The sequence below is a fragment of the Bradyrhizobium commune genome (assembly GCF_015624505.1).
Taxonomy (GTDB): Bacteria; Pseudomonadota; Alphaproteobacteria; order Rhizobiales; family Xanthobacteraceae; genus Bradyrhizobium; species Bradyrhizobium commune.
In genome coordinates this window covers 5,012,100-5,036,948 of the sequence record NZ_CP061379.1, presented here as the reverse complement: position 1 = coordinate 5,036,948, position 24,849 = coordinate 5,012,100, and the positions used below count along the sequence as shown (strand labels likewise).

Annotated in this window: 20 protein-coding genes; 2 read left to right on the top strand and 18 right to left on the bottom strand. The window is 65.0% G+C overall.

Translation table 11 applies throughout. The features are described 5' to 3' along the window. Position 1: 1 nt before the first annotated feature. Genes fdhF through IC761_RS23820 form a run of 3 tightly spaced genes read right to left on the bottom strand, consistent with a single transcriptional unit; the run spans position 2 to position 4,951 of the window. Entirely contained in the window at positions 2–2,887 is a 2,886-nt protein-coding gene (gene fdhF, locus IC761_RS23830; protein WP_195799061.1) for a formate dehydrogenase subunit alpha, read from the bottom strand. A 10-nt stretch (positions 2,888–2,897) separates the two neighbouring features. Then, on the bottom strand, positions 2,898–4,454 hold the full coding sequence (locus IC761_RS23825) for a formate dehydrogenase beta subunit (protein WP_195799060.1): 1,557 nt from the start codon (positions 4,452–4,454) through the stop codon (positions 2,898–2,900). Then, the gene (locus IC761_RS23820; protein ID WP_195799059.1) at positions 4,451–4,951 is read right to left on the bottom strand and encodes a formate dehydrogenase subunit gamma; all 501 of its coding nucleotides are present in this window, start codon (positions 4,949–4,951) and stop codon (positions 4,451–4,453) included. The genes IC761_RS23825 and IC761_RS23820 overlap by 4 nt, the downstream gene beginning before the upstream one ends. A 224-nt stretch (positions 4,952–5,175) precedes the next feature. On the opposite strand from IC761_RS23820, the gene IC761_RS23815 reads away from it, so the two are divergent. After that, entirely contained in the window at positions 5,176–6,069 is an 894-nt protein-coding gene (locus tag IC761_RS23815) for a LysR family transcriptional regulator (protein WP_195799058.1), read from the top strand. Positions 6,070–6,257: 188 nt separating this feature from the next. Here the strand turns inward: IC761_RS23815 and IC761_RS23810 are convergent, their stop codons facing one another. The 13 genes from IC761_RS23810 to IC761_RS23750 form a co-directional block, all read right to left on the bottom strand. Continuing rightward, positions 6,258–8,588 carry a PAS domain-containing sensor histidine kinase gene (locus IC761_RS23810; protein WP_195799057.1) on the bottom strand — a complete coding sequence of 777 codons (2,331 nt, stop codon included), beginning with the start codon at positions 8,586–8,588 and terminating at the stop codon, positions 6,258–6,260. A gap of 228 nt (positions 8,589–8,816) precedes the next feature. Next, positions 8,817–10,190 carry a cation-efflux pump gene (locus IC761_RS23805; RefSeq protein ID WP_195799056.1) on the bottom strand — a complete coding sequence of 458 codons (1,374 nt, stop codon included), beginning with the start codon at positions 10,188–10,190 and terminating at the stop codon, positions 8,817–8,819. A gap of 212 nt (positions 10,191–10,402) precedes the next feature. Further along, a complete protein-coding gene (locus IC761_RS23800) occupies positions 10,403–11,374 on the bottom strand; it encodes a zinc-binding dehydrogenase (RefSeq protein WP_195799055.1) in 972 nt (323 codons plus the stop codon). A 25-nt stretch (positions 11,375–11,399) separates the two neighbouring features. Then, positions 11,400–12,395 (bottom strand): NAD(P)H-dependent flavin oxidoreductase, encoded by a 996-nt coding sequence (locus tag IC761_RS23795; protein ID WP_195799054.1) that lies wholly within the window; start codon positions 12,393–12,395, stop codon positions 11,400–11,402. Positions 12,396–12,730: 335 nt separating this feature from the next. Beyond that, positions 12,731–13,321, bottom strand: a complete 591-nt coding sequence (locus tag IC761_RS23790; RefSeq protein WP_438265147.1) for a hypothetical protein — start codon at positions 13,319–13,321, stop codon at positions 12,731–12,733. Between the two features lie 91 nt (positions 13,322–13,412). Then, a complete protein-coding gene (locus tag IC761_RS23785; protein ID WP_018647766.1) occupies positions 13,413–13,616 on the bottom strand; it encodes a hypothetical protein in 204 nt (67 codons plus the stop codon). Between the two features lie 156 nt (positions 13,617–13,772). Beyond that, positions 13,773–15,179: a coiled-coil domain-containing protein gene (locus IC761_RS23780; protein WP_195799052.1), complete on the bottom strand. Its 1,407-nt coding sequence runs from the start codon at positions 15,177–15,179 to the stop codon at positions 13,773–13,775. A gap of 296 nt (positions 15,180–15,475) precedes the next feature. Further along, positions 15,476–16,261, bottom strand: a complete 786-nt coding sequence (locus IC761_RS23775; protein ID WP_195799051.1) for a fumarylacetoacetate hydrolase family protein — start codon at positions 16,259–16,261, stop codon at positions 15,476–15,478. Further along, positions 16,261–17,280 carry a 2-dehydropantoate 2-reductase gene (locus IC761_RS23770; RefSeq protein WP_195799050.1) on the bottom strand — a complete coding sequence of 340 codons (1,020 nt, stop codon included), beginning with the start codon at positions 17,278–17,280 and terminating at the stop codon, positions 16,261–16,263. Before IC761_RS23770 ends, IC761_RS23775 begins: the two co-directional genes overlap by 1 nt. Positions 17,281–17,381: 101 nt before the next feature. Continuing rightward, on the bottom strand, positions 17,382–17,810 hold the full coding sequence (locus IC761_RS23765) for a CBS domain-containing protein (RefSeq protein ID WP_195799049.1): 429 nt from the start codon (positions 17,808–17,810) through the stop codon (positions 17,382–17,384). Positions 17,811–17,993: 183 nt separating this feature from the next. After that, the gene (gene oxlT, locus IC761_RS23760; RefSeq protein ID WP_195799048.1) at positions 17,994–19,328 is read right to left on the bottom strand and encodes an oxalate/formate MFS antiporter; all 1,335 of its coding nucleotides are present in this window, start codon (positions 19,326–19,328) and stop codon (positions 17,994–17,996) included. A gap of 253 nt (positions 19,329–19,581) precedes the next feature. Further along, complete coding sequence (oxlT, locus tag IC761_RS23755) at positions 19,582–20,871, bottom strand: oxalate/formate MFS antiporter (RefSeq protein WP_195799047.1); 1,290 nt, start codon at positions 20,869–20,871, stop codon at positions 19,582–19,584. Positions 20,872–21,118: 247 nt separating this feature from the next. Beyond that, a complete protein-coding gene (locus IC761_RS23750; RefSeq protein ID WP_195799046.1) occupies positions 21,119–21,256 on the bottom strand; it encodes a hypothetical protein in 138 nt (45 codons plus the stop codon). Between the two features lie 279 nt (positions 21,257–21,535). Here IC761_RS23750 and IC761_RS23745 point away from each other — a divergent pair, with 279 nt between their 5' ends. Beyond that, positions 21,536–22,867: an Hsp70 family protein gene (locus tag IC761_RS23745; protein ID WP_195799045.1), complete on the top strand. Its 1,332-nt coding sequence runs from the start codon at positions 21,536–21,538 to the stop codon at positions 22,865–22,867. A 35-nt stretch (positions 22,868–22,902) separates the two neighbouring features. Here IC761_RS23745 and IC761_RS23740 read toward each other — a convergent pair whose 3' ends face one another. Together IC761_RS23740 and IC761_RS23735 are read right to left on the bottom strand one after the other, a co-directional pair. Further along, the gene (locus tag IC761_RS23740) at positions 22,903–23,907 is read right to left on the bottom strand and encodes an NADP-dependent oxidoreductase (protein WP_195799044.1); all 1,005 of its coding nucleotides are present in this window, start codon (positions 23,905–23,907) and stop codon (positions 22,903–22,905) included. A gap of 16 nt (positions 23,908–23,923) precedes the next feature. Further along, on the bottom strand, positions 23,924–24,778 hold the full coding sequence (locus IC761_RS23735; protein ID WP_195799043.1) for an oxidoreductase: 855 nt from the start codon (positions 24,776–24,778) through the stop codon (positions 23,924–23,926). Between the last annotated feature and the right edge of the window lie 71 nt (positions 24,779–24,849).

Sequence of the window (24,849 nt, the reverse complement as noted above, 5' to 3'; positions counted from 1 at the left end):
GTTACTCCGCGGCCTCGGCCGGTGCGACGCGGCGGGAATGCCGCGCCTGCTCGTCATAAGCCTTCTGCCAGTCGGACGGGCCGTTCGACGGCGAGATCTGCACCGCCGTGACCTTGTATTCCGGGCAGTTGGTCGCCCAGTCCGAATAGTCGGTCGTGATGACGTTGGCCTGCGTGTCGGGATGATGGAAGGTGGTATAGACGACGCCCGGTGAGACGCGGTCGGTGATCTCCGCGCGCAGCGTGGTCTCGCCCGCGCGGCTTTGTAGCCGCACCCAATCGCCGTCGCGCACGCCGCGCTGCTCGGCATCGTGCGGATGGATCTCCAGCCGGTCCTCGGCATGCCAGACCACGTTCTCGGTGCGTCGCGTCTGTGCGCCGACATTGTACTGGCTGAGGATGCGGCCCGTGGTGAGCAGCAGCGGGAAGCGCGGGCCGGTGCGTTCGTCGGTCGCGACATATTCGGTGACGATGAACTTGCCCTTGCCGCGGACGAAGCCGCCGATATGCATCACCGGCGTGCCCTCCGGCGCCTTCTCGTTGCAGGGCCACTGCACCGAGCCGAGCTCGTCGAGCTTGGCGTAGGAGACGCCGGTGAAGGTCGGCGTCAGCGCCGCGATCTCGTCCATGATCTCGGACGGATGACCGTAGTTCATCTCGAAGCCCATCGCCTTGGCAAGACCAATGGTGACCTCCCAGTCGGCCATGCCGTTCTTCGGCGACATCACCTTGCGCACGCGCTGGATGCGGCGCTCGGCATTGGTGAAGGTGCCGTCCTTCTCGAGGAAGCTCGAGCCGGGCAGGAAGACGTGGGCGTAGTTCGCAGTCTCGTTCAGGAAGAGGTCGTGGACGATCACGCATTCCATCGCCGAGAGCGCCGACACCACATGCTTGGTGTTGGGATCGGATTGGAGAATGTCCTCGCCCTGGACGTAGAGCCCCATGAACGTGCCTTCGATCGCGGCATCGAACATGTTGGGAATGCGCAGGCCGGGCTCCGGGTTGAGCTTGACGTTCCACAGCGCCTCGAACTGGTCGCGCACGGCGTCGCCCGAGATATGGCGGTAGCCCGGCAGCTCGTGCGGGAACGAGCCCATGTCGCAGGAGCCTTGGACGTTATTCTGGCCGCGCAGCGGGTTCACGCCGACACCGGGACGGCCGATATTGCCGGTCGCCATCGCGAGGTTGGCGATCGCGATCACCGTGGTAGAACCCTGGCTGTGCTCGGTGACGCCAAGGCCGTAATAGATGGCGCCGTTGCCGCCGGTGGCATAGACGCGGGCCGCTTCGCGCAACACCTTCGGATCGACGCCGGTGAGGATCGCGGTTGCTTCCGGGCTGTGCTTCGGCTGGGCGACGAAAGCGGCCCATTCCTCGAACTCGCTCCAGTCGCAGCGCTCGCGCACGAAGGCTTCGTTGGCGAGGCCCTCGGTGACGATGACGTGCGCCAGCGCGGTGACGACGGCGACGTTGGTGCCGGGCATCAGCGGCAGATGCAGCGCCTTCACATGCGGCGATTCCACCATCTCGGTGCGGCGCGGATCGATCACGATCAGTTTTGCACCCTGGCGCAGCCGCTTCTTCAGGCGCGAGGCAAAGACGGGGTGAGCCGAGGCCGGATTGGCGCCGATGATCACAGCGACGTCGGTGTCCTCGACCGAGTCGAAATCCTGCGTGCCGGCCGAGGTGCCGAAGGTCTGCGAGAGGCCGTAGCCGGTCGGCGAATGGCAGACGCGGGCGCAGGTGTCGACATTGTTGTTGCCGAAGCCGGCGCGGATCAGCTTCTGCACCAGATAGGTTTCTTCGTTGGTACAACGGGACGAGGTGATGCCGCCGATGGAATCGCGGCCGTATTTTGTCTGGATGCCGCGCATCTTCGCTGCGGCAAAGGAGAACGCTTCATCCCACGAGACTTCGCGCCACGGATCCTCGATCCGCTCGCGGATCATGGGATTGAGGATCCGTTCCTTGTGGTTGGTGTAGCCCCAGGCGAAGCGGCCCTTGACGCAGGAATGGCCGCGATTGGCCTTGCCGTCCTTGTACGGCACCATGCGCACGACTTCCTCGCCGCGCATCTCGGCCTTGAAGGCGCAGCCGACGCCGCAATAGGCGCAGGTGGTGACGACCGAATGCTCGGGCTGGCCGATCTCGATCACCGACTTTTCCGTCAGCGTCGCGGTCGGGCAGGCCTGCACGCAGGCGCCGCAGGAGACGCATTCGGAGCCCAGAAAACTCTCGCTCATGCCGGGTGAGACGCGGCTGTCGAAGCCGCGGCCGGAGATGGTGAGAGCGAAGGTGCCCTGCACTTCTTCGCAGGCGCGGACGCAGCGCGAGCAGACGATGCATTTTGAGGGATCGTAGGTGAAGTACGGGTTGGACTCGTCCTTCGGCATCCAATTGTCGTTGGTGCATCCGTCGGTCTTGCCAGGTGTCTTGGCGAAGACGTGGTTCTCGCCCTCATAGCCGTAGCGCACGTCGCGCAAGCCCACCGCGCCCGCCATGTCCTGCAATTCGCAGTCGCCATTGGCGCCGCAGGTGAGGCAGTCGAGCGGATGGTCGGAGATGTAGAGCTCCATCACGCCCTTGCGCAGCTTCTTCAGCCGCTCGCTCTGGGTGTGCACGACGAGGCCATTCATGGCGGGCGTGGTGCAGGAGGCCGGCGTGCCGGCGCGGCCCTCGATCTCGACGAGGCAGAGGCGGCAGGAGCCGAACGCGTCGACCATGTCGGTGGCGCAGAGTTTCGGGATCTGGTGGCCCGCGTCCATCGCGGCTCGCATGATCGAGGTGCCCTCGGGCACCGTGACCTGGTTGCCGTCGATGGTCAGCGTGACCATCGACGTCGATTTGGAGCGCGGTGTGCCGTAGTCGACTTCTTCGATCAGAGACATCGTTGTTCTCCTATTCCGCGGCCTGAAGCGTGGTCGGGATGGGTGCGAAATCCTCCCGGAAGTGCTTCAATGCGCTGAGCACGGGGTAGGGCGTGAAGCCGCCGAGTGCGCAGAGCGAGCCGAATTTCATGGTGTTGCAGAGGTCTTCGACCAGCGCGAGGTTTTCGATGACCCGCTCGCCGTTGATGATCTTCTCGATGGTCTCGACGCCACGGGTCGAGCCGATCCGGCACGGCGTGCACTTGCCGCAGGATTCGACGGCGCAGAATTCCATGGCGAAACGTGCCTGCTTGCGCATGTCGACGCTGTCGTCGAACACAACGATGCCGCCATGGCCGATCAGGCCGTCGCGCGCGGCAAACGCCTCATAGTCGAACGGCGTGTCGAACAACGTGCGGGGGAAATAGGCACCCAGCGGCCCGCCGACCTGCACCGCGCGCACCGGACGTCCGGTGAACGTGCCGCCGCCGATGTCGTCGACGAGCTGGCCGAGCGTCACGCCGAACGCCGTTTCGAACAGGCCGCCCTGGCGGATATTGCCGGCGAGCTGGATCGGCATCGTGCCGCGCGAGCGGCCCATGCCGAAATCGGCATAGGCCTTGGCACCCTCGGCGAGGATGAAGGGGATGGCTGCGAACGACAGCACGTTGTTGATGACCGTCGGCTTGCCGAACAGTCCATGATGCGCCGGCAGCGGCGGTTTTGCACGCACGATGCCGCGGCGGCCCTCGAGGCTCTCCAGCAGCGAGGTCTCTTCGCCGCAGACATAGGCACCGGCGCCGACGCGGACTTCGAGATCGAAGCCGAAGGTCGAGCCGCCAATCTTGTCGCCGAGATAGCCGCCGCGCTTCGCCGCCTTGATCGCGGCATTCATCGCCTCGACCGCATGCGGATATTCGCTGCGGATGTAGATATAGCCTTTGGTTGCGCCGACCGTGATTGCGGCGGTGGTCATGCCCTCGATCACCAGGAAGGGGTCGCCTTCCATGATCATCCGATCGGCAAAGGTGCCGCTGTCGCCTTCGTCGGCGTTGCAGACGATGAACTTGCGGTCGGCCTTGGCCTGCGCGACCGTCTTCCACTTGATGCCGGTCGGGAAGCCCGCGCCGCCACGGCCACGCAGGCCGGACGCGGTGACTTCCGCCAGGATCGTGTCCGAGCCGAGCGAGAGCGCGCGCTCGAGGCCCTTGTAGCCGCCATGAGCGCGGTAATCTTCGAGCGAGCGCGGATCGATCACGCCGCAGCGGGCGAAGGTCAGGCGGGTCTGGCGCTTCAGCCAGGGGATCTCGTCCGCGATGCCAAGCCGCAGGGCGTGCGGCCCATTGCTCGCCATGGACTCGAACACCGAGGCGACATCCTCCGCGCTGACCGGGCCATAGGCGACGCGACCCTTCAGCGTCGCGACCTCCACCATCGGCTCCAGCCAGTGCAATCCGCGCGAGCCGGTCCGGACGATCTCGATCGGCAGGCCGCGCGTCTCCGCGACCCGCTCGAATGCTGTGACGATTTCGTCGGCGCCGACGGCGACCGCCGTTGCATCCCTGGGAACGAAGATCCGCATCTTCATCGCTGCGCCTCCGCAACCAGCGCATCGAGGCGCTTCTCGTCGAGCCGGCCGACGAGGCGGCCGTCGAGCATCGCCGACGGCGCGGTCGAGCACAGGCCGAGGCAGTAGATCGGCTCCAGCGTGACGCGATCATCCGCGGTGGTGTTTCCAAGCGAGACGCCAAGCATCGCTTCAGCGCGCGCAGCCAGCGCATCGCCGCCCGCGGCCTGGCAGGCTTCCGCGCGGCACAGCTTCAGCACGTGGCGGCCGGCCGGCTTGTGGCGGAAATCGTGATAGAACGTGAACACGCCATAGACCTCGGCGCGCGACAGATTCAGCGCCTGCGCCACCATGGGGATCGCCGCCTCCGGCACATAGCCGAAGGCCTCCTGGAGCGCGTGCAGAATCACCAGCGTCGCGCCCTCCTGCCCGGCATGTTCGGCGATGATCTCGGCGCCGCGCGTCTCGTCCCAAGGCTCGTAAGAAGGCTCGCAAGAAGGCTCGTAAACCGCTGTCATTCTTCGTTCTCAGATTGGGCGTTCCTTCCTCGCAAACTATTTGGAATCGTTCAAAGATCAATAAAGCTGTCTCATGCTGCGATTGCGAATTCAGATCGATTGGCGGATGCAATCGGACGATGTGAAAATGCAATCGAGGCTGTTCCGCCGCCCGGTTTTTACGTGTTGGCAGAGGTGGGGCGTGCTAGCTTGCATGCCACGACAGAATCCGAGGGGACGGCCGGTTGATCGACAAGCTTGAGCTGCTGCTGGCGCTGGCGAAGGAGCGGCATTTCGGACGCGCGGCAGAGGCCTGCGGGGTGACCCAGCCGACCATGTCGACCGGGCTGAAGCAGCTCGAGGAGATCCTGGGCGTGATGCTGGTCCAGCGCGGGTCGCGCTTCCAGGGCTTTACCCCCGAAGGCGAGCGGGCGCTGGACTGGGCGCGGCGGATCGTCGGCGATGCCCGGGCCATGCGCGACGAGATCAACGGACTGAAGCATCAGCTCTCCGGCGAGATTCGCATTGCGGCGATTCCGACCGTGCTCGGCATGGTCGCGTCGCTGACGACGCCGTTCCGCGCGCGGCATCCCGAGGTGCGTTTCAGCATCCGGTCGACGACCTCGTCGGAGGTGCTGGGACTGCTGGAAAATCTCGAGGTCGATGCGGGGCTGACCTATATCGAGAACGAGCCGATCGGCAAGGTGCGTACCATTCCGCTGTTCAACGAGAGCTACCGCCTCCTGACCGCGCCCGACGCGATGTTCGGTGATCGGGATTCGGTGACCTGGGCCGAGGTCGGTCAGGTGCCGCTGTGCCTGCTGACTCCAGATATGCAGAACCGCCGCATCATCGACCGGGCGCTGCGCTCGGTCGGCGCAGAGGCGACGCCGACGTTGACCTCGAACTCGCTGCTGGTGCTGTACACGCATGTGAAGACCGGGCGCTGGGCAAGCGTGATGCCGGCCAAGCTCGCCGAGACGCTCGGCCTGTCGGACAAGGTCCGCTCGATCCCGATCACCGATCCCGAGGTCAATTACAGCATTGGCCTCGTGATCCCGCAGCGCGATCCGATGACGCCGCTGATCGCGGCGCTGGTCAATGTCGCGCGCGAAGTGGCGCCGACACTGCAATCCTAGGGACCAGAGCGGGAGGGCCCGAGCAAGCGCCTCGTCCTTCGAGACGACCGCTTTGCGGTCTCCTCAGGATGAGGCTAAGCGGCATCGGTGCCTGCTGAAACTGCGGCTGCATATTCCGCCCTCATCCTGAGGGCCCGCCGGCGGCGGGCGTCTCGAAGGATGGCCGCAGGCGAGCTTCCCGCCATGCGCTAAGCCGCGGCCGAAATCCCGGACGCCGCCTTGATGGCATCGCGCGGCAGCGTCACGCGGACGACGGTGCCGACTTCGAGCTTGGAACGCAGCCGCATCGAGCCGCCGTGCAACTGCGCCAGCGAGCGGGCAATCGCAAGCCCGAGGCCGGAGCCGTGATAGGTCTTGGTGAGTTGGCTCTCGACCTGCTCGAACGGGCGTCCGAGCCGGGCCAGCGAGTGCGGGGCAATGCCGATGCCGGTGTCGGCGATCATCAGCACGATCCGGTCGTCGAGCTGGCGGCTGCGCACCACGATGCGCCCCCCGTCGGGGGTGAACTTCACGGCATTGGACAGCAGATTGACGACGATCTGCTTGGTCGCGCGACGATCGGCGACGACGGAGATGGATTTTGCGATATCCGCGTCCAGCGTCAGGTGCTTGTCCTGCGCCCGGCCGGCGACGACGCGCAGGGATTCCGTAAGCGTCTGTGCGAGGTCGAGCTCCTCCATGTCGAGCTTCATGCGGCCGGCCTCGATCTTGGACATGTCGAGGATGTCGTTGATGACTTCGAGCAGATAATGGCCGCTGGTCAGGATGTCGTGGCAGTATTCCCGGTACTTCTCTGAGCCCAGCTCGCCGAACATGCCCGAGCCCATGATCTCGGAGAAGCCGATAATGGCGTTGAGCGGCGTGCGCAGCTCGTGGCTCATATTGGCGAGGAATTTCGACTTGGTCTGGTTGGCTTCCTCGGCGCGGGTCTTCTCGCGCTGGTATTTTTCGGCGAGGTCGGCGAGTTCGACCGTCTGGCGCTCGAGCGCCGCCTGTGAGCGCTTGAGGTCGATGACGGTGGCGCGCAGCCGCAGATCGTTGTCGACGAGCTTCTGCTCGTGCTCCTTGATGCGGGTGATGTCGGTGCCGACCGAGACGTAGCCGCCGTCCTTGGTGCGGCGCTCGCTGATATGCAGCCAGCTGCCGTCGTCGAGCTGCGCCTCGAACGTACGCGCGCCCGGGCCCTGGCTTGCGGTCTCGTTGTGGCGGGTGCGCACCTCAGGCATGCGGCCGACTTCCAGCACGGTCTCGTAGGAGGTGCCGGGGATGACGGCCGAGTCCGGCAGCTTGTGCAGGCGTTGGAAGTGCGAGTTGCAGAGCACCAGGCGATCGCTCGCGTCCCACAGCACGAAGGCTTCCGGAATGGTCTCGATCGCGTCGCGCAGACGAAGGTCGGCTTCCACCGTCTTCTCGGCGAGGCTCTTCTGCTCGGTGATGTCGACCGCGATGCCGATCAGGTGCATGCCGGAATCGCTCGCCCCGCGCGTCCGCTCGCAGCGGACGCGGAGCCAGATCCAGTGGCCGTCGACATGCTGCATGCGGAAGGTCTGGTCGATATGGTCGATCTTTTCGGAGATGAGTTGGTCGGCGATCTCGAACAGGTCGATGTCGTCGGACTTCACCAGTGCGTTGACCTCGCCGAAGGTGAGGAGCTCGTTGCGGCCGTCGAGGCCGAGCATCGAGAACATCGATTGCGACCAGAAGATCCGGCCGCGCGACAGGTCCCAGTCCCACAGGCCGCAGCGGCCGCGGTTGAGCGCGGTGTCGATCCGGCCGCGTACGGCGTCGTTGATCAGGTCGCCCTCGCGGGCGCGGGTCGACTGCCAGTGGAAGGCGAAGCCGAGGATCAGGACGACGAAGCCGGTGGTCGCCGACAGCGTCACCGACAGCGCCGCGTCCGAACCCCAGATCGGCTCGTTGCGCTCCTGGATCACGGTGACGAGGCCGGGCAGCGATTTGATCTGCCGCGCGGTCGCCATCGCGGCGTTGCCGTTCGGCAGCGTCATGTCGGAGATGTTGTTGTCGCGCGGCGGCGTCGCCAGCAGTTGCGCCGTGGTGATCGCGTCGAGCAGCCGGTCGTTGCCGGCCGGATCGCTGTCGATGGGAATGCGCGCGAGAATGCGGCGATCGATTCCGGCCGAGGTGACGATGACGTGGCGGCCCGAGGCCGTACCCCAGGACGGGATCAGGTCGGGCAGCAGCGTCGGCATGTTCTCGATGTTCTTCAGCCGCTCCTGTCGTACCGAGGTGAGGCGGTCGATCCGCTCTGCGAGATAGTCGGCGAGCGCCGAGATGTCGTGCCGGATCACCAGCCGCTTCTGGCGCGTCTGATCGACGACCTGGACGAAGGCGCCGAGGCAGATCGTGATGAGGAAGGCAATGATAAGCGTCGGCACGGCGCGGCGCAGCGCCGGCTCCGCAATCAGGAGCCGATGATAGGCAGGTTTCGCGAGCGATTGCGCCAATCCCTTGATTGAATCGGATTGGACGCACGCGTTCGCGGCGTCTGCACGCGCCATGCCTTCGGCCCCCTGAAAACCTGCTTGCAACTCAAGCTCGGAAGCAGCCCCACGTCGCTTCCGAATCAAGCCGATTTGAATCCAGTTTTCGCAGGCTGTCGAGAGTCAACGAATCGTTAATGTGAAATAATTCTTATCCAACGAAGACTTCGCGCGTGCGTCGTCCGCAAGACTACGTGCGCGGCGAGTCCGAAACGGGAACGTGTGACTCTCTCTGCACGCTCAGCGTCACGCCCGCGGCGGCTCGGCGTGACTGATCACGCGCTTCACGCTCGGGAATGCGCGCCGCAACGCGCGCTCGATCGCGTCGACTTGCTCGTGCACCTTGATCACGCTCATCGACGGCGTCGCGCGGCAGTGGAAGTTGACGATCTCGCCGGCGTCGGTGTCGCGCACGCGCACATTATGGATGTCGTGAATCTCGCCGTCCGTTGCGTATTCGCTGAGCGCGGCGGCAATGGCCTGCACGCGTTCCGGCGAGGCGTCGACACCGAACGGCAGTTCCGGTTCCAGCGGCTCGATATGGACGTCGACCTCGACGTCCGCGCCGAAATCCTCCTGGATGTTGCGCTCCAGCGTGTTGGCGACGTCGTGGGCGCGATCGAGCGGCATCTCGCCGTCGACCTCGAGGTCGATGCCGACGATCAGCTTGGCGCCCAGATCGTGCACGGTGACGTGATGGATGGCGAGGCCCGAATTGCGCGCGATCACCATGATGCGGTCGCGCACGGTCTCGTTGTCGCGTGCCACGGGAACCGCGGTGAAGGTGAGGTCGGCATCGCCGAATGCCTTGCTGACGGCGATTTGTGCGTTGCGCTTGATGTCCTCGACGCGGTCGATCGGGTAAGTGCGCGGCACCTTTGCGATGGTGTCGATGAAAGTGGTTGCGCCCACCATGCGCAGGCGCAGCCGTTCGACGTCGATCACGCCGGGCACGCCGCGGATCGCGGCGGTGGCCTTGTCCTGCGCGCCTTCCGGCGCGCGGTCGACCAGCGTCTGCACGGTCGAGCCCGCCATGCGCAGGCCGAGCGCCGCGATCATCACGGCGACGGCGGCGGCGGCCGCCGCATCGCCCCACCAGAAGCCGAGGGCGGCGAGGATCAGGCCGGCAATGACCGCGAACGAGCCCATCACGTCAGATGCGAAATGCAGCGCGTCGGCCGCCAGCGCCTGGCTCCGCGTCTCCCGCGCAGCCTTGTGCAGCGCGCGGGCGCGCCAGAGATTGACGACGATGTCGATCACCAGCACGACGAACGGCACCGCCGAGATCGTCGGCGGTGGGGTTCCCTCACGCAACCGGCTATAGGCCTCGACCAGGATGCCGCCGGCGAGCACGTAGAGCAGCGCAGTGACGCCGAGCGCCGAGATGCTCTCGAGCTTGCCGTGGCCGTAATGGTGCTCGTGGTCCGCCGGCTTGTCGGAAACCCGCACCACCGCCCAGGTGATGATGGTCGCGATCAGATCGACCGAGGAGTGCAGGGCCTCGGAGATCAGCGCCAGCGAGCCGATCGCGATCCCGACCACGAACTTGGCCGCCGCCATGCCGCCGCTGGCGAAGATCGAGATAGCGGCGACCGATGTCTTGTTGTGCTGTGCGCTCATGGCGGGGGATTTAGCAGCCCACAGGTGAACATCAAGCGACGATCCACAGCTGTAGTCGCTAGTGATTTGCAGGAGCGTTCTACGTCTTGCTCCGGCCCGGTAGGGTGGGCAAAGGCGCGGCAGCGCCGTGCCCACCATTCTTCCGCGATCGCTGACGCAGGGTGGGCACGCTCCGCTTTGCCCACCCTACAAGACCGGTCCTCGAATGACGGCTACGGCACCGTCACGACAATCTTCCCCAGATGCTTGTTGGCCTCCATGTGCTCGAACGCCTTGTCGATGTCGGCGAACGTGTAGACCCTGTCGATCGGCAGCTGGAGCTTGCGCTGCTCCACCGCGCCCCAGATGTCCTTCCTGACCTCCTCAAAAATCTCGCGGACCTCCTCGATGGTGCGGGTGCGGAAGGTGACGCCGACATAGTCGATGCGGCGGGCGGCGTGCAGGTCGAAGTTGAAATCGGCGTGGGTGCCGCCGAGCCGGCCGACATTGACGATACGGCCCTTGACCCGGGTGGCGGCGAGGTTCTGGTTGGCGACCTTGCCTGAAACCTGGTCGACGATGAGATCGACGCCTTCCCCGTTCGTCGCCTTCAGGACCTCGTCGACCCACTTTGGGTCGGAGGAGTCGACCGCGATGTCGGCGCCATACTCCGTCAGCCGGCCGCGCCGATAGGCATCGGTCGAGGAGCCGATCACGAGCCTGGCGCCCTTGAGTTTTGCAATTTGCACCGCCATCAGGCCGACGCCGGAGCTCGCGCCCTGGATCAGCACGGCTTGCCCCGGCTGCACGCCGCCGACAGTGACCACGGCGTTGTGCATGGTCGCGAGCGCGACGGGCAGGGTGGCGGCCTCCTCGAAATTCATGTTCGAGGGCGCGCGGAACAGGCGGCCGTGATCGGCCAGCGTGTACTCGGCAAACGCCGCGCCGCCCGAGCCCATGATGCGGTCGCCGACCTTGACCCCCTTGGCATCCGGCCCGAGCTCGGCGACTTCGCCGGCCCATTCCATGCCGAGCACGGTGCCGACGCCGCCGGCCGCGCCGTGGGCGTGGCCCTTCCGCATGCCAGTGTCGGCGCGGTTCAATCCGCAGGCACGCACGCGGACCAGCACTTGCGCACCCTTAGGCTTTGGTTGAGGGGCGTCGGAAATCCGAGCGCCGTCAGCACCATAGACATAAGCCTTCATAAGTTGCTCTCGCTTCTTGCAGTGATTATTCCGCGGCTTCACGTTGCGGCTGAACGATCATTCCTTCCAGCCTGGAGCGGATGATCGCCTCCGCTTCGCGCACGATGCGCGAGATCAGCTCGGCGCAGCTCGGGATGTCCCGGATCAGGCCCTGCACCTGGCCGGCCGACCAGATGCCTTCGTCCGAATTGCCGGTGGCATAGACCATCTTGCCGCGGGCGCCGGCGACGAGCTCGCGGATGTCCTCGAACCTGGCGCCTTCCTTCTCCATCGCGACGACCCTGGTCGAGATCTCGTTCTTGGCGACGCGCGAGGTGTTGCGCATGGTGCGGAAGATCAGCTCGGTCTCGCGCTCGTCATTGGCGACGATCTTCTCCTTGATGGACTGGTGGATCGGGCTCTCCTTGGTCGCCATGAAGCGGGTGCCCATGTTGATGCCCTCGGCACCCAGTGCCAGGGCGGCGACGAGGCCGCGGGCGTCGGCAAAGCCGCCCGAGGCGATCATCGGGATCTTGACCTTGTTGGCGGCGGCCGGGATCAGGATCAGGCCAGGGGTGTCGTCCTCGCCGGGGTGCCCGGCGCACTCAAATCCATCAATCGAGATCGCATCGACGCCCATCCGCTCGGCCGAGAGCGCGTGGCGGACGCTGGTGCATTTGTGCACGACCTTGACGCCGTGCCTTTTGAACTCGTCGACATGCTCCTGCGGCTTGTTGCCGGCGGTCTCGACCACCGTGATACCGCTCTCGATGATGGCCGAGCGGTATTCGGCGTAAGGCGGCGGCTTGATTGCGGGCAGGATGGTCAGGTTGACCCCGAACGGCTTGTCGGTGAGGTCGCGGCAGCGCGCGATCTCCTTGGTCAGGTCCTCCGGGGTCGGCTGGGTCAGCGCCGTGATGAAGCCAAGCGCGCCGGCATTGGCAACGGCCGCAACCAGCTCGGCGCGCCCGACCCATTGCATGCCGCCCTGGACGATCGGGTGCTCGACGCCGACGAGCTTTGTGAACCGTGTCTGCAACATCGTCTGTTTCCCCGCCTGTGTTTGCAGGCTCTGTTATCGGTTGATTGGGGGAGGATGCCGCCGGGGGTGAGAAATGTCTATTGCGGGGCTGTGCGGGGCGATCATGCGGAGGCGTGAGGGAGATTCCGCGAGACGGATAATGTCCGGTACTCCGTCCGAGAGACGGAAAGGCGCTCTCACATTCGCCGTCGTCCCGGCGAAGGCCGGGACCCATAACCACAGGGAGAGGTTTGGCGAAAATTCGTCGTTCGGTGCTCCGACCGCGCGCCATCGACGGACCTCGCGGTATGGGTCCCGGCCTTCGCCGGGACGACGCAGCGGAGGTACCCGTGCCGCTACTCCGCCGACAGCCGCACCGTCTGGCGGCCGCCGTTCATATCCCGGAGGCTGTTGACGAAGTTCTCCGGGCGCTGCCACCGGTTCGGGACCTTCAATCCCATATACTCGGCGATGTCGCCGATGAAGCCGGTGCAGTTGGTGGTCTCGGCGTTCCAGACCGGCGAGCTTGCCTGGAGCTTCTTGATGTAGGCGAACACGCGTTTGGCGTCGGCCTCGTTGAGATAGACGCGATAGCTCGCGGTCAGATAGTCCGGATCGAGATCGCCGTAGCTGGCGCCGGTCTCGGACGGGACCCAGGTGAGATAACCGAGCATATAGCTCCAGGTATCGCCGGCGGGCGTGAGACCCGCGACGTCGACCGCGCGCTCGCTGGTCTTGCCGTACCAGACGAAGGCGTGGCCCCAGCTCGCCGCCGTGCGGGCGCGGAAGTCGACATAGTAGGGACCCTTCTCGCTACGCGAGACCGAGCGCCGCGTCGATTGCGGCGCCGGGCGTGGTGCGATGTCGGTCGTGACAAGCGCGTTTGCGTCCGCAACGCGCTTGTTCGCTTGATGGGCCGAGGCCGACGGCATCGTACACGCGAGCATCGCCGCAAGGGCGAACCCCGCGAGCCATCGATCAGATCTGTTTGTCACGCTTTGCCCCTCGACTGTCGGCCGTGCTGATGTCGCCTGCGCCTCAGTAGCGCGCTGCGACCGGACCCGGCGCCTTGCCGATCGGGGCCTTGCCCACCGGGCTCTTGCCAATCGGCATCTTGCCGATCGGAGCCTGCTCCGCCGGATAGACCGGCACGGGCTGCCGGCGCGGCAGATCCGCCGCGTTCGCAGCCGTCACCAGAGCCAGCGTCGCACCCAGAACAAAAACAATCTTCTTCACAGTGATACCCCTAGAAGGTTTGGCCCAAACACGGCCGTGCCGTGCCCCCAGACACCCCTCACAAATGGACGTCGGAATGCGTCCACAGTGCGGCGCGCGCGGGACATGTTGGCGGCTTATGTCGGGCAGGCGGGAGGTGTGATTTTTGAGCGACGTCCGTCCTCACCCGATCCGGTTCAGGCTGTTCCTGATCGTCGAGAAGATGCCGCCGATGTCCTTGCGCAAGCTGTCGAGCGCGTTGAAATTCTCGAAGATGCGGGCGAGGCGGTCCTCGACCTCGCGCTTGCTCTTGGTCAGCGTGTCGACGCGCGAGGCGAGCGTCACGCCGCCGTTGGCCTCGATCTCGCCGACGGTCTTGGCGAGGAGATCGCGGGTGGTGCTCACCTCCGCGATCAGGGCCTCGATGCCGAACACGGGCGCCTTCAGCGGCACGGTGTCGGCCTGCGACTTCGACAGCTCGGCCTTGAAGGCGTTCAGCGTCGCCAGCGTCTCCTGCAACGCGCCGAGGCGCTGGCGCGACTGGATGACGAAATCGTTCAGCGCGTTCTGGCGGTCGGCCAGCGTCTTGCCGTCGTCGTCCGTTTCGACTTCGGCGAGCGAGCGTTCGAGCTGGGCCTGGCGCTGGCCGAGCTCCTCGAAATCGAGCCGGATCGCCTTGAGGATGTTGGCGCTGTCGTCGATGCGGGCGAGACGTTGCTCGATCTCGATCTTGTTCTTCGACAGCGTCTCGACGCGCGCGGAGAGCGGGGCTTCGCCGCCGGTCTCGAGCTCATCGACGCTCTTGGCGAGGCGCTCATGGCTGAGGCTCAATTCGCCGATCAGGACATTGATGCCGGCGTCCGACGAGCGCAGCGGCACCAGCTCGGCGTGGGATTTGGCCAGATCTTCCTTGTACTGGTTCAGCGTCGCGAAAGTGTCCTGGACCACGCCGACCCGCGTCAGCAGCGTCGATACGTCGCGTGCGATGTCCCGCAGCCGGTCGGCGAGATTATTCTTGCGGTCGTCGGTTTCGAGGTCGAGCAGGGACCGTTCGAGCTGGTTCTGGCGGTCGCGGATCTCGGTGAAGACAGGCTCGACCACCCGCCGCTGGTCGGCGACCTTGCCGACCGTCTCGCGCAGCGCCTGCTGGCGGCGGCGGATTTCGGCGAGCTGGTCGTGCATGTCGGTGGACTGGTTGCGGCTCTGCTGAAGCAGAGCCCGCTGCTCGGTTTCACCCAGCTTGTCGTGGAGGGCGGAGACCGCCTCTCTGGGGTCGGTCTCGATCAGGTGCTGGACCGTCGCGTCCAGGTGGTTTTGCAGGGCGTGGGCGACGACGACGTCCTCGCGGGTCTTTTTCAGGCGATCGCGCAGGGTGTTGAGACGCCGGTCCTGGCGCGAGAGCAGCCAGACGGACGCACCGATCAGCACCAGGCCTACGACCACCAGCGCGCCGGTGGCGATGCGCTGCGGCGTCGGCAGCGCCGAAAACTGAGCGGGCAGATGGGTGACGTCGTAGCCAAACGCCAGTTGGGCGAAGGCAGCGATGACGGCCAGCAGGGCAAACCAGGCAAGCAGGAAAACCAGCCACATCGTGAAGACCTCACGCCGGCACAAATATCCCCGTGTTGCTATTGGAGAGTGGAACCGAGATCAAGGGGCGGCCGCGTCGCGGCGTGTTTCCGGGCGAGCCATCCCCAACCGGCTGGGTCAACCGATCGGGTGAGGGGTGCCAGGTTTTCCCGAATTCGGGCTCGTCGTTCCGGGGCGGCGCGCAGCGCCGAGCCCGCAATCCATCGGGCGGCAGGCTCCGCGGACACATGGATTCCCAGATGCGCAATTGCGCATCATGGCTCGCGACGACGTCGCGCCCCGGAAAGACCGAGCCGTTACAGCCGAAACTCGTTGGTCAGCTCGCCGATGCCGTCGATCGCGACAGTCACCGTGTTGACCGGCTCTTTCATGACGCCGACCCCGACCGAGGTGCCGACCGCGATGAGGTCGCCCGGGAGCAGGGTCATGTCGTGGGAGATCCTGCTGACCAGCACCTCGGCCGGGAAGATCATGTCGGCGATCGGGTAGTTCTGCCGTTCGGCGCCGTTGAGGATGGTACGGACAGTAAGCTCGGCCGGATCGAGGCCGGTCGCGATCACCGGGCCGAACGGGCCGTAATCGTCGATGCCCTTGGCGCGGGCCCATTGCGGGAAGGTGGGGTCGCCGGTCAGGATATCGTTGGCGGTGATGTCGTTGACGCAGGTGTAGCCGAAGATGAAGCCGCCGGCTTCCGCAGGCGACACGCGCGCGCAGGTCTTGCCGATGACGATGCCGAGCTCGCCCTCATAGGTTGTCTTGCCGTCATAATAAGATGGGCGGCGGATCACGGCGCCGGGCGTCGTGATGCTGGTGGTGGCCTTCAGGAGATAGAGCGGCTCCGGTGGCTCGGGCTGGTTCAGCTTGGCGGCGAGCGCGCGAAAATTATTCCAGAGCGCGACGATCTTGCTGGGTGCGCAAGGCGCGAGCAGCTCGACCTCCGACAGCGCCAGAATCTTGCCGTTTGGCGCATTGCGGCCAAACATCTCGCCGTCATGCACGCTGATGCCGTCAGGCGTCAGCGTGCCGAAGCCGGTCGTGCCGGCGTAACGGAAGCGCAGCCACTTCGTCAGGTCGTCCGCCATCACGCCACCGCCAGTGCACGGGGATCGGATGGCGCCGAGACGCCGTCATAGAGGCCGGCGATACGGGCACGCTGGGTCACCATCGCCAGCACCGAGTCGAGCGCCGGCGTCGGGATTCCGGTCAGCCGGCCCATCTCCTGCACCACGGTGACGAGCGGGTCGATCTCCATTGGGCGGCCGCGCTCGAGATCCTGGAGCATCGAGGTCTTGTGCGCGCCGACCTTGCGGGCGCCCTCGATGCGCCGCTCGACGTCGACGCGGAATTTGACGCCAAAGGTCTCGGCAATGCCTTGCGTCTCCACCATGATCGCACGCGACAGCGCGCGCGTGGCCGGATCGGTGCAGATCACGTCGAGCGTCGCATGCGTCAGCGCGCTGATCGGGTTGAAGCAGACATTGCCCCAGAGCTTGAGCCAGATCTCGTCGCGGATGCGGTCGAGCACCGGCGCTTTCAGCCCGGCGGCGACGAAGAGATCGGCGAGGCGCTGCACGTCGCTCGTGATCTCGCCCGAGGGCTCACCCAGCGGAAAATTATTGCCGTAGACGTGGCGGATCACGCCGGGCGCCTCGATCTCGGTCGCGGGATAGACGATGCAGCCGATGGCGCGCTCGGCCCCAAGCTCGCGCCATTGCCGTCCGCCGGGATCAATGCTCTCCAGCGTCGAGTTCTCGTAATCGCCGCCGTGCTTGTGGAAGTACCAATAGGGGATGCCGTTGACCGCGGTGACGATGCGGGTGCGGGGCCCGAGCAGCGGTTGCATCTTCTCGATCACGCCGGTGATCGAATGCGCCTTCAGCGTCACGATGACGTAGTCCTGCACGCCGAGCTCGGCGGCATTGTCGGTGCAGCGCGGATAGACGGTGTGCTTGTCCTCGCCCGCGAGCAGCGTCAGCCCCTGTTCGCGCATCGCGGCAAGGTGCGCACCGCGGGCGACCAGGCTGACATCGGCGCCAGCGCGCGCAAGCTGCACTCCAAGATATCCGCCGATCGCGCCGGCGCCGTAGATGCAGATCTTCATGAAATCCTCGCGGGAAAGGCCAAATTTTGGACGAAGGATCCGGTCCGGCGCGGACGGGTCCGAGCCGGGGCCGATAGTCACAGGGGAGGAGTCGCGCTGCCTTAGGCTGCTGCTTGCGGCGAGCCGTTGATCGCTTCGTCGACGGCAGCAGCGATGTCGCGCATGCTGATGACGGAGACGAGGCTGTAGTTGTCGATCACCGGCAGGTGCCGGATATGATTCACGTTCATGAGGTGCCGGACCTGCTCGATCGTGTCGCTCGAGGTGCAGGAGACGAGCTGCTGCACGGAGACGAGCTGCGCGACCTTGACGTTCACACCATTGGCGCCGTGCTCGGCAACGGCGCGCACCACGTCGCGCTCGGTGAACATGCCGACTGCGGTGTTGCCTTCGGAGCGGACCACGTCCTTCACCACCAGGGCGCTGATGTTGTTGGTGCGCATCAGCTTGGCGGCGATACCCACTGTTTCGTTCATTCGCACCGTGACAACGCGCGGCGTCTTCTTGCGCAGAATGTCTCCGACCAGCATTGCAACCTCCCTAGGTGAACGATGGGATCAAGTGTGGTATACATTATGCCAATTGTCAAACCCTGGATTTGGGTGATCCGAAAATTCTTGCGGCAGTGATGCTGACGTTTGTTCTCCGTCAAAACAGAAAAAGGGGCGCAATGCTGCGCCCCTTTTCCGGCCCGTGCAATGGCGTGTGGTCGCTTACGCCGTCTCTGTCTTGGCAGTGGTCTTGGCGTTGGCCGTCGCGGTGCTGGCGCTCTCGGCTTCCTTGCCGAGGATGAAGGAGCGGCGCAGCGGCTTGATCACGAACAGCGCCATCAGCGCAGCGGTCGCGTTCAACGCCACTGCCACCACGAACACGGCCTTCCAGCCATAGGCGATCGAAATCACACTCGCGAGCGGGACGAGCAGGGACGCTGTGCCCTTCGCGGTGTAGAGCATGCCGTTATTGGTGGTGGCATATTTCGAGCCGAAGGTGTCGCCGCAGGTGGCGGGGAACAGCGAGTAGATCTCGCCGAACACGCCGAAGTAAACCGCGGTCGCAAGCACGAACACGATCGGGATGTGCCCATAGGCCGACAACGTCAGCAGCATCAGCGCTGCGGTACCGAAGGCGATGAACATGGTGTTCTCGCGACCGATATTGTCGGAGACAAAACCGAAGAACGGACGTCCGAAGCCGTCGAAGATGCGGTCGAGCGAGATCGCAAACGTCAGCGCCGCCATCTGGAAGCCCGCGAGCGTCACCGGCGTGTCGGCGATCTTGAAGTCGTGCGCGATCGGCGCGATCTGCGCGGCGGTCATCAAGCCGCCGGAGGCGACCATCACGAAGACGAGATACATCACCCAGAAAATCGGGCTGCGCAGCACCTGTGGCGGGGTGAAGTCGATCTTGGTCTGCGGCAGATTGAGCTGCTTCTTCTTCGGCGGGATCGAGATCCGCGGCGGCTGGATGAAGAAAGCGAGCACGAAAACGATCAGGCCCTGGCCGATGCCGAAAGTGAGGAACGCGTGCTGATAGCCGCTCGAGGCGATCATGGTCGCGATCGGCACCACGGTGAGCGCGGCACCTGCGCCGAAGCCTGCGGCGGTCGCGCCGGCGGCGAGGCCGCGGCGATCGGGAAACCATTTCAGCGCATTGCCGACGCAGGTGCCGTACACGGCGCCCGCGCCCATGCCGCCGACGACGGCCGCCGTGTAAAGCAGGGGAAGGCTATCGGCGTAGGAGTTCAGAATCCAGGACAGCGCGATCATCACGCCGCCGAACATGATGACGATGCGTGGGCCGTACTTGTCGACGAACCAGGCTTCGACCGGCACCAGCCAGGTCTCGGTGACGACGAAGATGGTGAAAGCAAGCTGGATCGCGGCGCGACCCCAATGGTACTTGGCGTCGATCGGATCGACGAACAGCGTCCAGCCATATTGCAGGTTTGCGATCATCGCCATGCAGACGATGCCCATTGCGAGCTGGAGCCAACGGAAACCGGTTCGTAAGGGCGCAGCGGTCACCGCGCCGTCCGTGCTGGACATCATCAACAACCTCCCAAGCGCCTGTCTGGTCACGACACGCGCCGCCCAAATGACGGAGTGTCGCAAATATTGTGGCTTATCGTCGCAAGCGCGGCTGGCAGCTTGGTATACCATATTCCAGAAAGCAAGCCCTATCTTGCGACGCGCCGCAGCAAAATAGGGCTGTTCCATTCGGATTCCTGGAATTGGGAGCGTTTCGCGGAAAACGAAAACGCCCGGCCGCGAGGCCGGGCGTCATGGGTGGGATGGTCGTGCTTCAGGTGGTCGATTGCGCGACCACCACCTTGCGCCAGGGTTTCAGCACCACGAGCGCGAGCAGCGAGGCCAGAATGTTGGCGCCGGCCGCGAGGATGAACACGTTGTCCCAATGGCCCGAGGTCTGCTGCACGTAATTCGCGAGCGGCACCAGCAACGCAGCCGTACCTTTCGCGGTGTAGAGCAGGCCGGCATTGGTGGTCGCGAATTTCGCGCCGAAAGTGTCGGTGCAGGTCGAGGGGAACAGCGAGTAGATCTCGCCCCAGGCAAAGAATACGAAGCCCGACAGGATCACGAACCAGATCGGATCGTGGCCCCAGAGATAGAGCATCCAGATGCCGAAACCTTCCATGCCGAAGGCGATGAACATCGTGTTCTCGCGGCCGATCATGTCGGAGATCCAGCCGAAGAACGGACGCGTCAGGCCGTTGAGCACGCGGTCGATGGTGGCTGCGAACGTCACCGCGGTCATGGTCATGCCGATCAGCGTCACCGGCACCGCGTCGACCTTCCAGTCGACCGCGATCGGCTTGAGGTTCGCCGTCACCATCAACCCGCCGGCGCCGACGATCACGAACATGAAGTACATCAGCCAGAAGATCGGCTGACGCAAAACTTCCGTGGGCTGGTAGTTGCGCCGCGTCTGCGCGAGCGCAGCGTTCGCCACGACGCTCGGCACCTGGCCAGGCTTCGGCGCCAGCAGGAAGAAGGCGAGAATGCAGATGATGATGCCTTGTCCGAGGCCGAAATAGAGGAAGGTGGTCTGGAAGCCACTGTCCTTGATCATCGCCTGGATCGGCGCAACGGTGAGCGCAGAGCCGGCACCGAAGCCTGCGGCCGTGATGCCCGCCGCGAGACCGCGCTTGTCCGGAAACCATTTCAGCGCATTGCCGACGCAGGTGCCGTAGACGCCGCCGGCGCCGATGCCGGCGATGATCATGCCGAGATAGTAGCCGTTGAGCGTGGTCGCCTGCGCGTTGATCGCCCAGCCGATCGCGCAGAGCACGCCGCCGACCAGCACGACGATGCGCGGGCCGTATTTATCGACAAACCATCCTTCGACCGGCACCAGCCAGGTCTCGAACAGGACAAACAGCGTGAAGGCCCACTGGATCGAGGCGCGATCCCAACCGAAGGTTTTCTGGATGTCGGGGACGAAGAACGTCCAGCCATATTGGTAGTTGGCGATCATCACCATGGCCGCTACGCCGACCGCCAGTTGCGCCCAGCGATACGTGTCGCTGACGCGCGCGGCTGTAGGGGCTGTTGTGGCCTGCACCATGTCCGTCATGAATCCTCCAATGAGCGCTCCTGTTTTTTTGAGCGAGCGTTGGCGGCATTTTTGTATTCATTATGCCAAGCTTCAAGCGCACGCCGGCCCATTGTGCGCTTATGACGCAACCTCGTTTGCGGGTCGCGTGAATGAGCCGATTCCAAATAAGAATGGCCCCGCGATGCAGGGCCATTCTTCGAAAGTAGGAGTTCGCTGGTTTTACAACCGGCGCGACAATTCGACGCGCCAGGGCCTTGAGGCAGCTTTACAGGCCAAAGCGGGGCAGGTCGCCGTTGTGATTGGAGATCTCGGCGCTCGCCATCAGGAAGCGGTCAACCGCGGCCATGAAGCGGGCGAACAGCGAGGCGGAGGGCGCGAGCGCGACGGTGGCGGTCTTGGACATCGGACAATCCTTTCTCGAGACGGTCAGTATTGCTGTCTCATTCGAAAGGCAATCTATGTATACCAGATGCCAAAGTCTATGCATGCCATTGCATAGCAGCATGCAACTCTTCGCATTGCAGCATAATCATGCGTTAAAGTGGCCGATATGGGCATAAAGCGTCCAAATGCTGCCGAATCCGGCTCATTTGACTGATGCGGTGCACAATCAAAGGCCTTGGCAGCGGCGGCCGAAGCCGTTAGTGGTCTGCCCCCTTCCACCCAACCGTCAGAGTGGTTCATGTCGAGCGCCTCGCCCGCCGTCTCGATCGGCATCGATTTTGGGACCAGCAACACCGTCGTGGCGCTCGCGGCGGACGACCGCCGGGTCGAAGCGATCCGCTTCGAGCATGGCGGACAGCGGCACAGCACCTATGTCTCCGCCCTCTGCTTCTGGGAGGATCGGCCGGGCGCCGGCGCGCAGGCCGAAGGCGGGCCGTGGGCGATCGAGCAGTTTCTCGATGGACGCCACATCTACCGCTTCCTTCAATCCTTCAAGACGTTTGCAGCGAGCTCGAGCTTCAACAGCACGCAAGTTTTCCGGCAGCGCTTCAAGTTCGAGGACATTCTCGCCGCGTTCCTGCGGACGCTGGCGCGCCATGGCGGCGACAGATTCGGCTTCGAGGCGGCCAACATCACGGTCGGCCGCCCGGTGCGGTTCGCCGGCGGCAATCCCGACGAGGCGCTGGCGATGCAGCGTTATCGCGCCGCGTTCGAGCGTCTCGGCGCCGGCCATGCGCGCTACGTCTACGAGCCCGTCGGTGCCGCGTTCTCCTTCGCCCGAAGGCTGGAGCGCGATGCCACCGTGCTGGTGGCGGATTTCGGCGGCGGCACCAGCGATTTCTCGGTGATGCGTTTCTCGCGCCAGGGCGGCCATCTGCGCGCCGAGCCGCTCGGACACGCCGGCATCGGCATCGCCGGCGACACCTTCGACTATCGCATCGTCGATCACGTCGTCTCGCCGCGGCTCGGCAAGGGCTCGAGCTTCCGCTCGTTCGACAAGGTGCTGCCGGTCCCGAGCGGCCATTACACCAACCTCGCGCGCTGGCATCAGCTCGCGATGATGAAGAGCAACGGCGATCTGCGCGAGCTCCGCGAGCTGGCGCGCACCGCGCTGAAACCAAAACTGCTCGAGGATTTCATCACCATCGTCGATCTCGATCTCGGCTTCTCGCTCTATCGCGCAGTGTCCGACGCCAAGGTCGCGCTGTCGGGGCAGGACCAGGTCGACTTCCGCTTTAGCGGCGGCGGGGTCGACATCGGCGCGGCCATCACCCGGAAGAACTTTGACGCCTGGATCGCCGACGATGTCGCCCGGCTCAGCGCCACCGTCGACAAGGTGCTGGCCGAGGCCGGCATCACCGCGCGTGAGATCGAAAAAGTGTTCTTGACCGGCGGCACGTCCTTCGTGCCGGCGGTGCGAAAGCTGTTCGCCGAAAGATTCGGCAACGAACGGCTGATGTCGGGCGACCAGTTCGAGTCGATCGCCTATGGGCTTGCCCTGATCGGACATAGTCCGGACCCGGACAGATGGACCGCGGACGGCGGGGTCAAGCGGGAGGCGATCACTTAACGCCGGCCTCTGGCCTGCCGCGGATTTTCTTGCCGTCACCGCATCTGCACGACCACCTTGCCCTTGGCGCGGCCCTGCTCGAGATAGGCCAGCGCCTCCTTGGCCTGGTCGAACGGGAAGACCTTGTCGATCACTGGCCGGATACGCTTCGCTTCGAGCAGCTTGCCGATCTCCGCCAGCTGGCCGCCGTCGGGACGCACGAACAGGAACGAATAGGACGCGCCGCGCGCCTTGGCGGCGCCGATGATCTTGCGGCTCAGCATTCCGAACAGGAACGTCATCACGACATTCATGCCGCGGGCGCGCGCGAACGCAGCGTCGGGCGGGCCGATCAGCGAGACGATGGTGCTTCCGGGCCCCAGGATCCGCAGCGATTTCTCGATGGCATCGCCCCTGACCGTCCCCAGCACGGCATCATAGTCCTTCAGCACAGCCTCGAACTGCTGCTTCTTGTAGTCCACCACCTCGTCGGCCCCGAGGCTGCGGACCAGATCGAGATTGCCGGTGCTCGTGGTGGTGCCGACCTCCGCGCCGAGATATTTTGCGAGCTGGATCGCGAAGGTGCCGATGCCGCCTGAACCTGCCGGGATGAAAGCCTTCTGGCCTGGCTTGAGTTGCGCGCGCTCCTTCAGCGCCTGCCACGAGGTCAGTCCGACCATCGGGATCGAGGCGGCCTGCACGAAGTCGAGATTGGCCGGCTTGAGCGCGGCCGCGCTTTCCGGCACGCGCGCGAATTCCGCGAGCGCGCCTGTGTCGCCGAGATCGAAGATGCTGGCAAAGACGGCATCGCCCGGCTTGAAGCGGGTGACGCGGCTCCCGACCTCAACCACGATTCCGGCCAGATCGCTGCCGAGCGTCGCCGGCAGATCGAGCTTGAGAATGGGCTTGAACGTTCCTTTCGGGATCGCGGTGTCGATGGGATTGAGGCCTGCGGCGTGGACCTCAACCAGAATGTCGTCCGGCTTCGGCACCGGCCGAGGCGTGTCGGCGAATGCGACCTGATCCGGCCGGCCATAACGTTTCACGACGAGCGCTTTCATGTGTCCCTGCCTCTGGTCAGAAGGCGCGGGCGCGGCTGGCGGCTGCGACGCGACCGTCGTCAAGCCGCAGGTCCTTCCGAATTCCGGCATCGACCAGTCCGGCCGGCGCGAAGCGGCGCAACAACCGCAGCCGGCCCGCAAGACGGCCGGCCGTGTATCGGATTTTTGGACGTGCGGCAGCGGCGGCCGCCAGAACGGTATTGGCGACGACGCCAGGCGACTCGGCGGTCGCCATCACTTCGTTGACACGCTTGCTCACGCCGGCACGGATCGCGCTGTACGCGTCAAGCTTTGCGTCGGGTTCGATGAAATTCGCGTCGAACGGCGTCTTGGTATAGGCGGGCTCGATCACCGAGACGCGGATGCCCCAGGTGCGGAGCTCGTGGTCGAGCGATTCCGAATAGCCTTCCACTGCGTGCTTGGTGGCGGCATAGAGCGCGCCATACGGCATCGGCAGGAAGCCGAGCACGGAGCCGATGTTGATGATGCGGCCGCTCCCCCGGCGGCGCATGTGCGGCACCACGGCGCGCGTCATCCGCACCAGTCCGAAGAAATTCGTTTCGAAGATCGCCCTTGCCTGGTCGAGCGAGCTCTCTTCCGCGCCGGCCGGCGCGACGCCGAAGCCAGCGTTGTTCACCAGCAGATCGATGCGGCCGGAACGTTTTATCACCTCGTTGACGGCGGCTTCCACGGATTCGTCGCTGGTCACGTCGAGCGACAGCATCTCGAATGATCGCTTGCCGACCTGCGCTCCGCGTCGGCTGGTGCCGTAAACCTCGTAGCCGGCCTTCGCGAGCCGCTCTGCGGTTGCCTCGCCGATGCCTGACGAGGCACCTGTCACGAGCGCGATCTTCCCATGGGGCGCAGCCATCTGCTTCTCCTGGTGATGCCGGGCTGGCGGCGAAGGACGATCACATCGTCCACGCATGGCCGGCATCGGTT

What these genes read in the sequence shown, in the direction of transcription:
- IC761_RS23740 (WP_195799044.1), bottom strand. Translation starts at nt 23,907, where the DNA reads ATGAAAGCGCTCGTCGTGAAACGTTATGGCCGGCCGGATCAGGTCGCA.
- IC761_RS23805 (WP_195799056.1), bottom strand. Translation starts at nt 10,190, where the DNA reads ATGAGCGCACAGCACAACAAGACATCGGTCGCCGCTATCTCGATCTTC.
- IC761_RS23750 (WP_195799046.1), bottom strand. Translation starts at nt 21,256, where the DNA reads ATGTCCAAGACCGCCACCGTCGCGCTCGCGCCCTCCGCCTCGCTGTTC.
- IC761_RS23735 (WP_195799043.1), bottom strand. Translation starts at nt 24,778, where the DNA reads ATGGCTGCGCCCCATGGGAAGATCGCGCTCGTGACAGGTGCCTCGTCA.
- IC761_RS23745 (WP_195799045.1), top strand. Translation starts at nt 21,536, where the DNA reads ATGTCGAGCGCCTCGCCCGCCGTCTCGATCGGCATCGATTTTGGGACC.
- IC761_RS23820 (WP_195799059.1), bottom strand. Translation starts at nt 4,951, where the DNA reads ATGACAGCGGTTTACGAGCCTTCTTGCGAGCCTTCTTACGAGCCTTGG.
- fdhF (WP_195799061.1), bottom strand. Translation starts at nt 2,887, where the DNA reads ATGTCTCTGATCGAAGAAGTCGACTACGGCACACCGCGCTCCAAATCG.
- oxlT (WP_195799047.1), bottom strand. Translation starts at nt 20,871, where the DNA reads ATGACGGACATGGTGCAGGCCACAACAGCCCCTACAGCCGCGCGCGTC.
- IC761_RS23800 (WP_195799055.1), bottom strand. Translation starts at nt 11,374, where the DNA reads ATGAAGGCTTATGTCTATGGTGCTGACGGCGCTCGGATTTCCGACGCC.
- IC761_RS23795 (WP_195799054.1), bottom strand. Translation starts at nt 12,395, where the DNA reads ATGTTGCAGACACGGTTCACAAAGCTCGTCGGCGTCGAGCACCCGATC.
- IC761_RS23780 (WP_195799052.1), bottom strand. Translation starts at nt 15,179, where the DNA reads ATGTGGCTGGTTTTCCTGCTTGCCTGGTTTGCCCTGCTGGCCGTCATC.
- IC761_RS23775 (WP_195799051.1), bottom strand. Translation starts at nt 16,261, where the DNA reads ATGGCGGACGACCTGACGAAGTGGCTGCGCTTCCGTTACGCCGGCACG.
- IC761_RS23790 (WP_438265147.1), bottom strand. Translation starts at nt 13,321, where the DNA reads ATGCTCGCGTGTACGATGCCGTCGGCCTCGGCCCATCAAGCGAACAAG.
- IC761_RS23825 (WP_195799060.1), bottom strand. Translation starts at nt 4,454, where the DNA reads ATGAAGATGCGGATCTTCGTTCCCAGGGATGCAACGGCGGTCGCCGTC.
- IC761_RS23770 (WP_195799050.1), bottom strand. Translation starts at nt 17,280, where the DNA reads ATGAAGATCTGCATCTACGGCGCCGGCGCGATCGGCGGATATCTTGGA.
- IC761_RS23765 (WP_195799049.1), bottom strand. Translation starts at nt 17,810, where the DNA reads ATGCTGGTCGGAGACATTCTGCGCAAGAAGACGCCGCGCGTTGTCACG.
- IC761_RS23810 (WP_195799057.1), bottom strand. Translation starts at nt 8,588, where the DNA reads ATGGCGCGTGCAGACGCCGCGAACGCGTGCGTCCAATCCGATTCAATC.
- oxlT (WP_195799048.1), bottom strand. Translation starts at nt 19,328, where the DNA reads ATGATGTCCAGCACGGACGGCGCGGTGACCGCTGCGCCCTTACGAACC.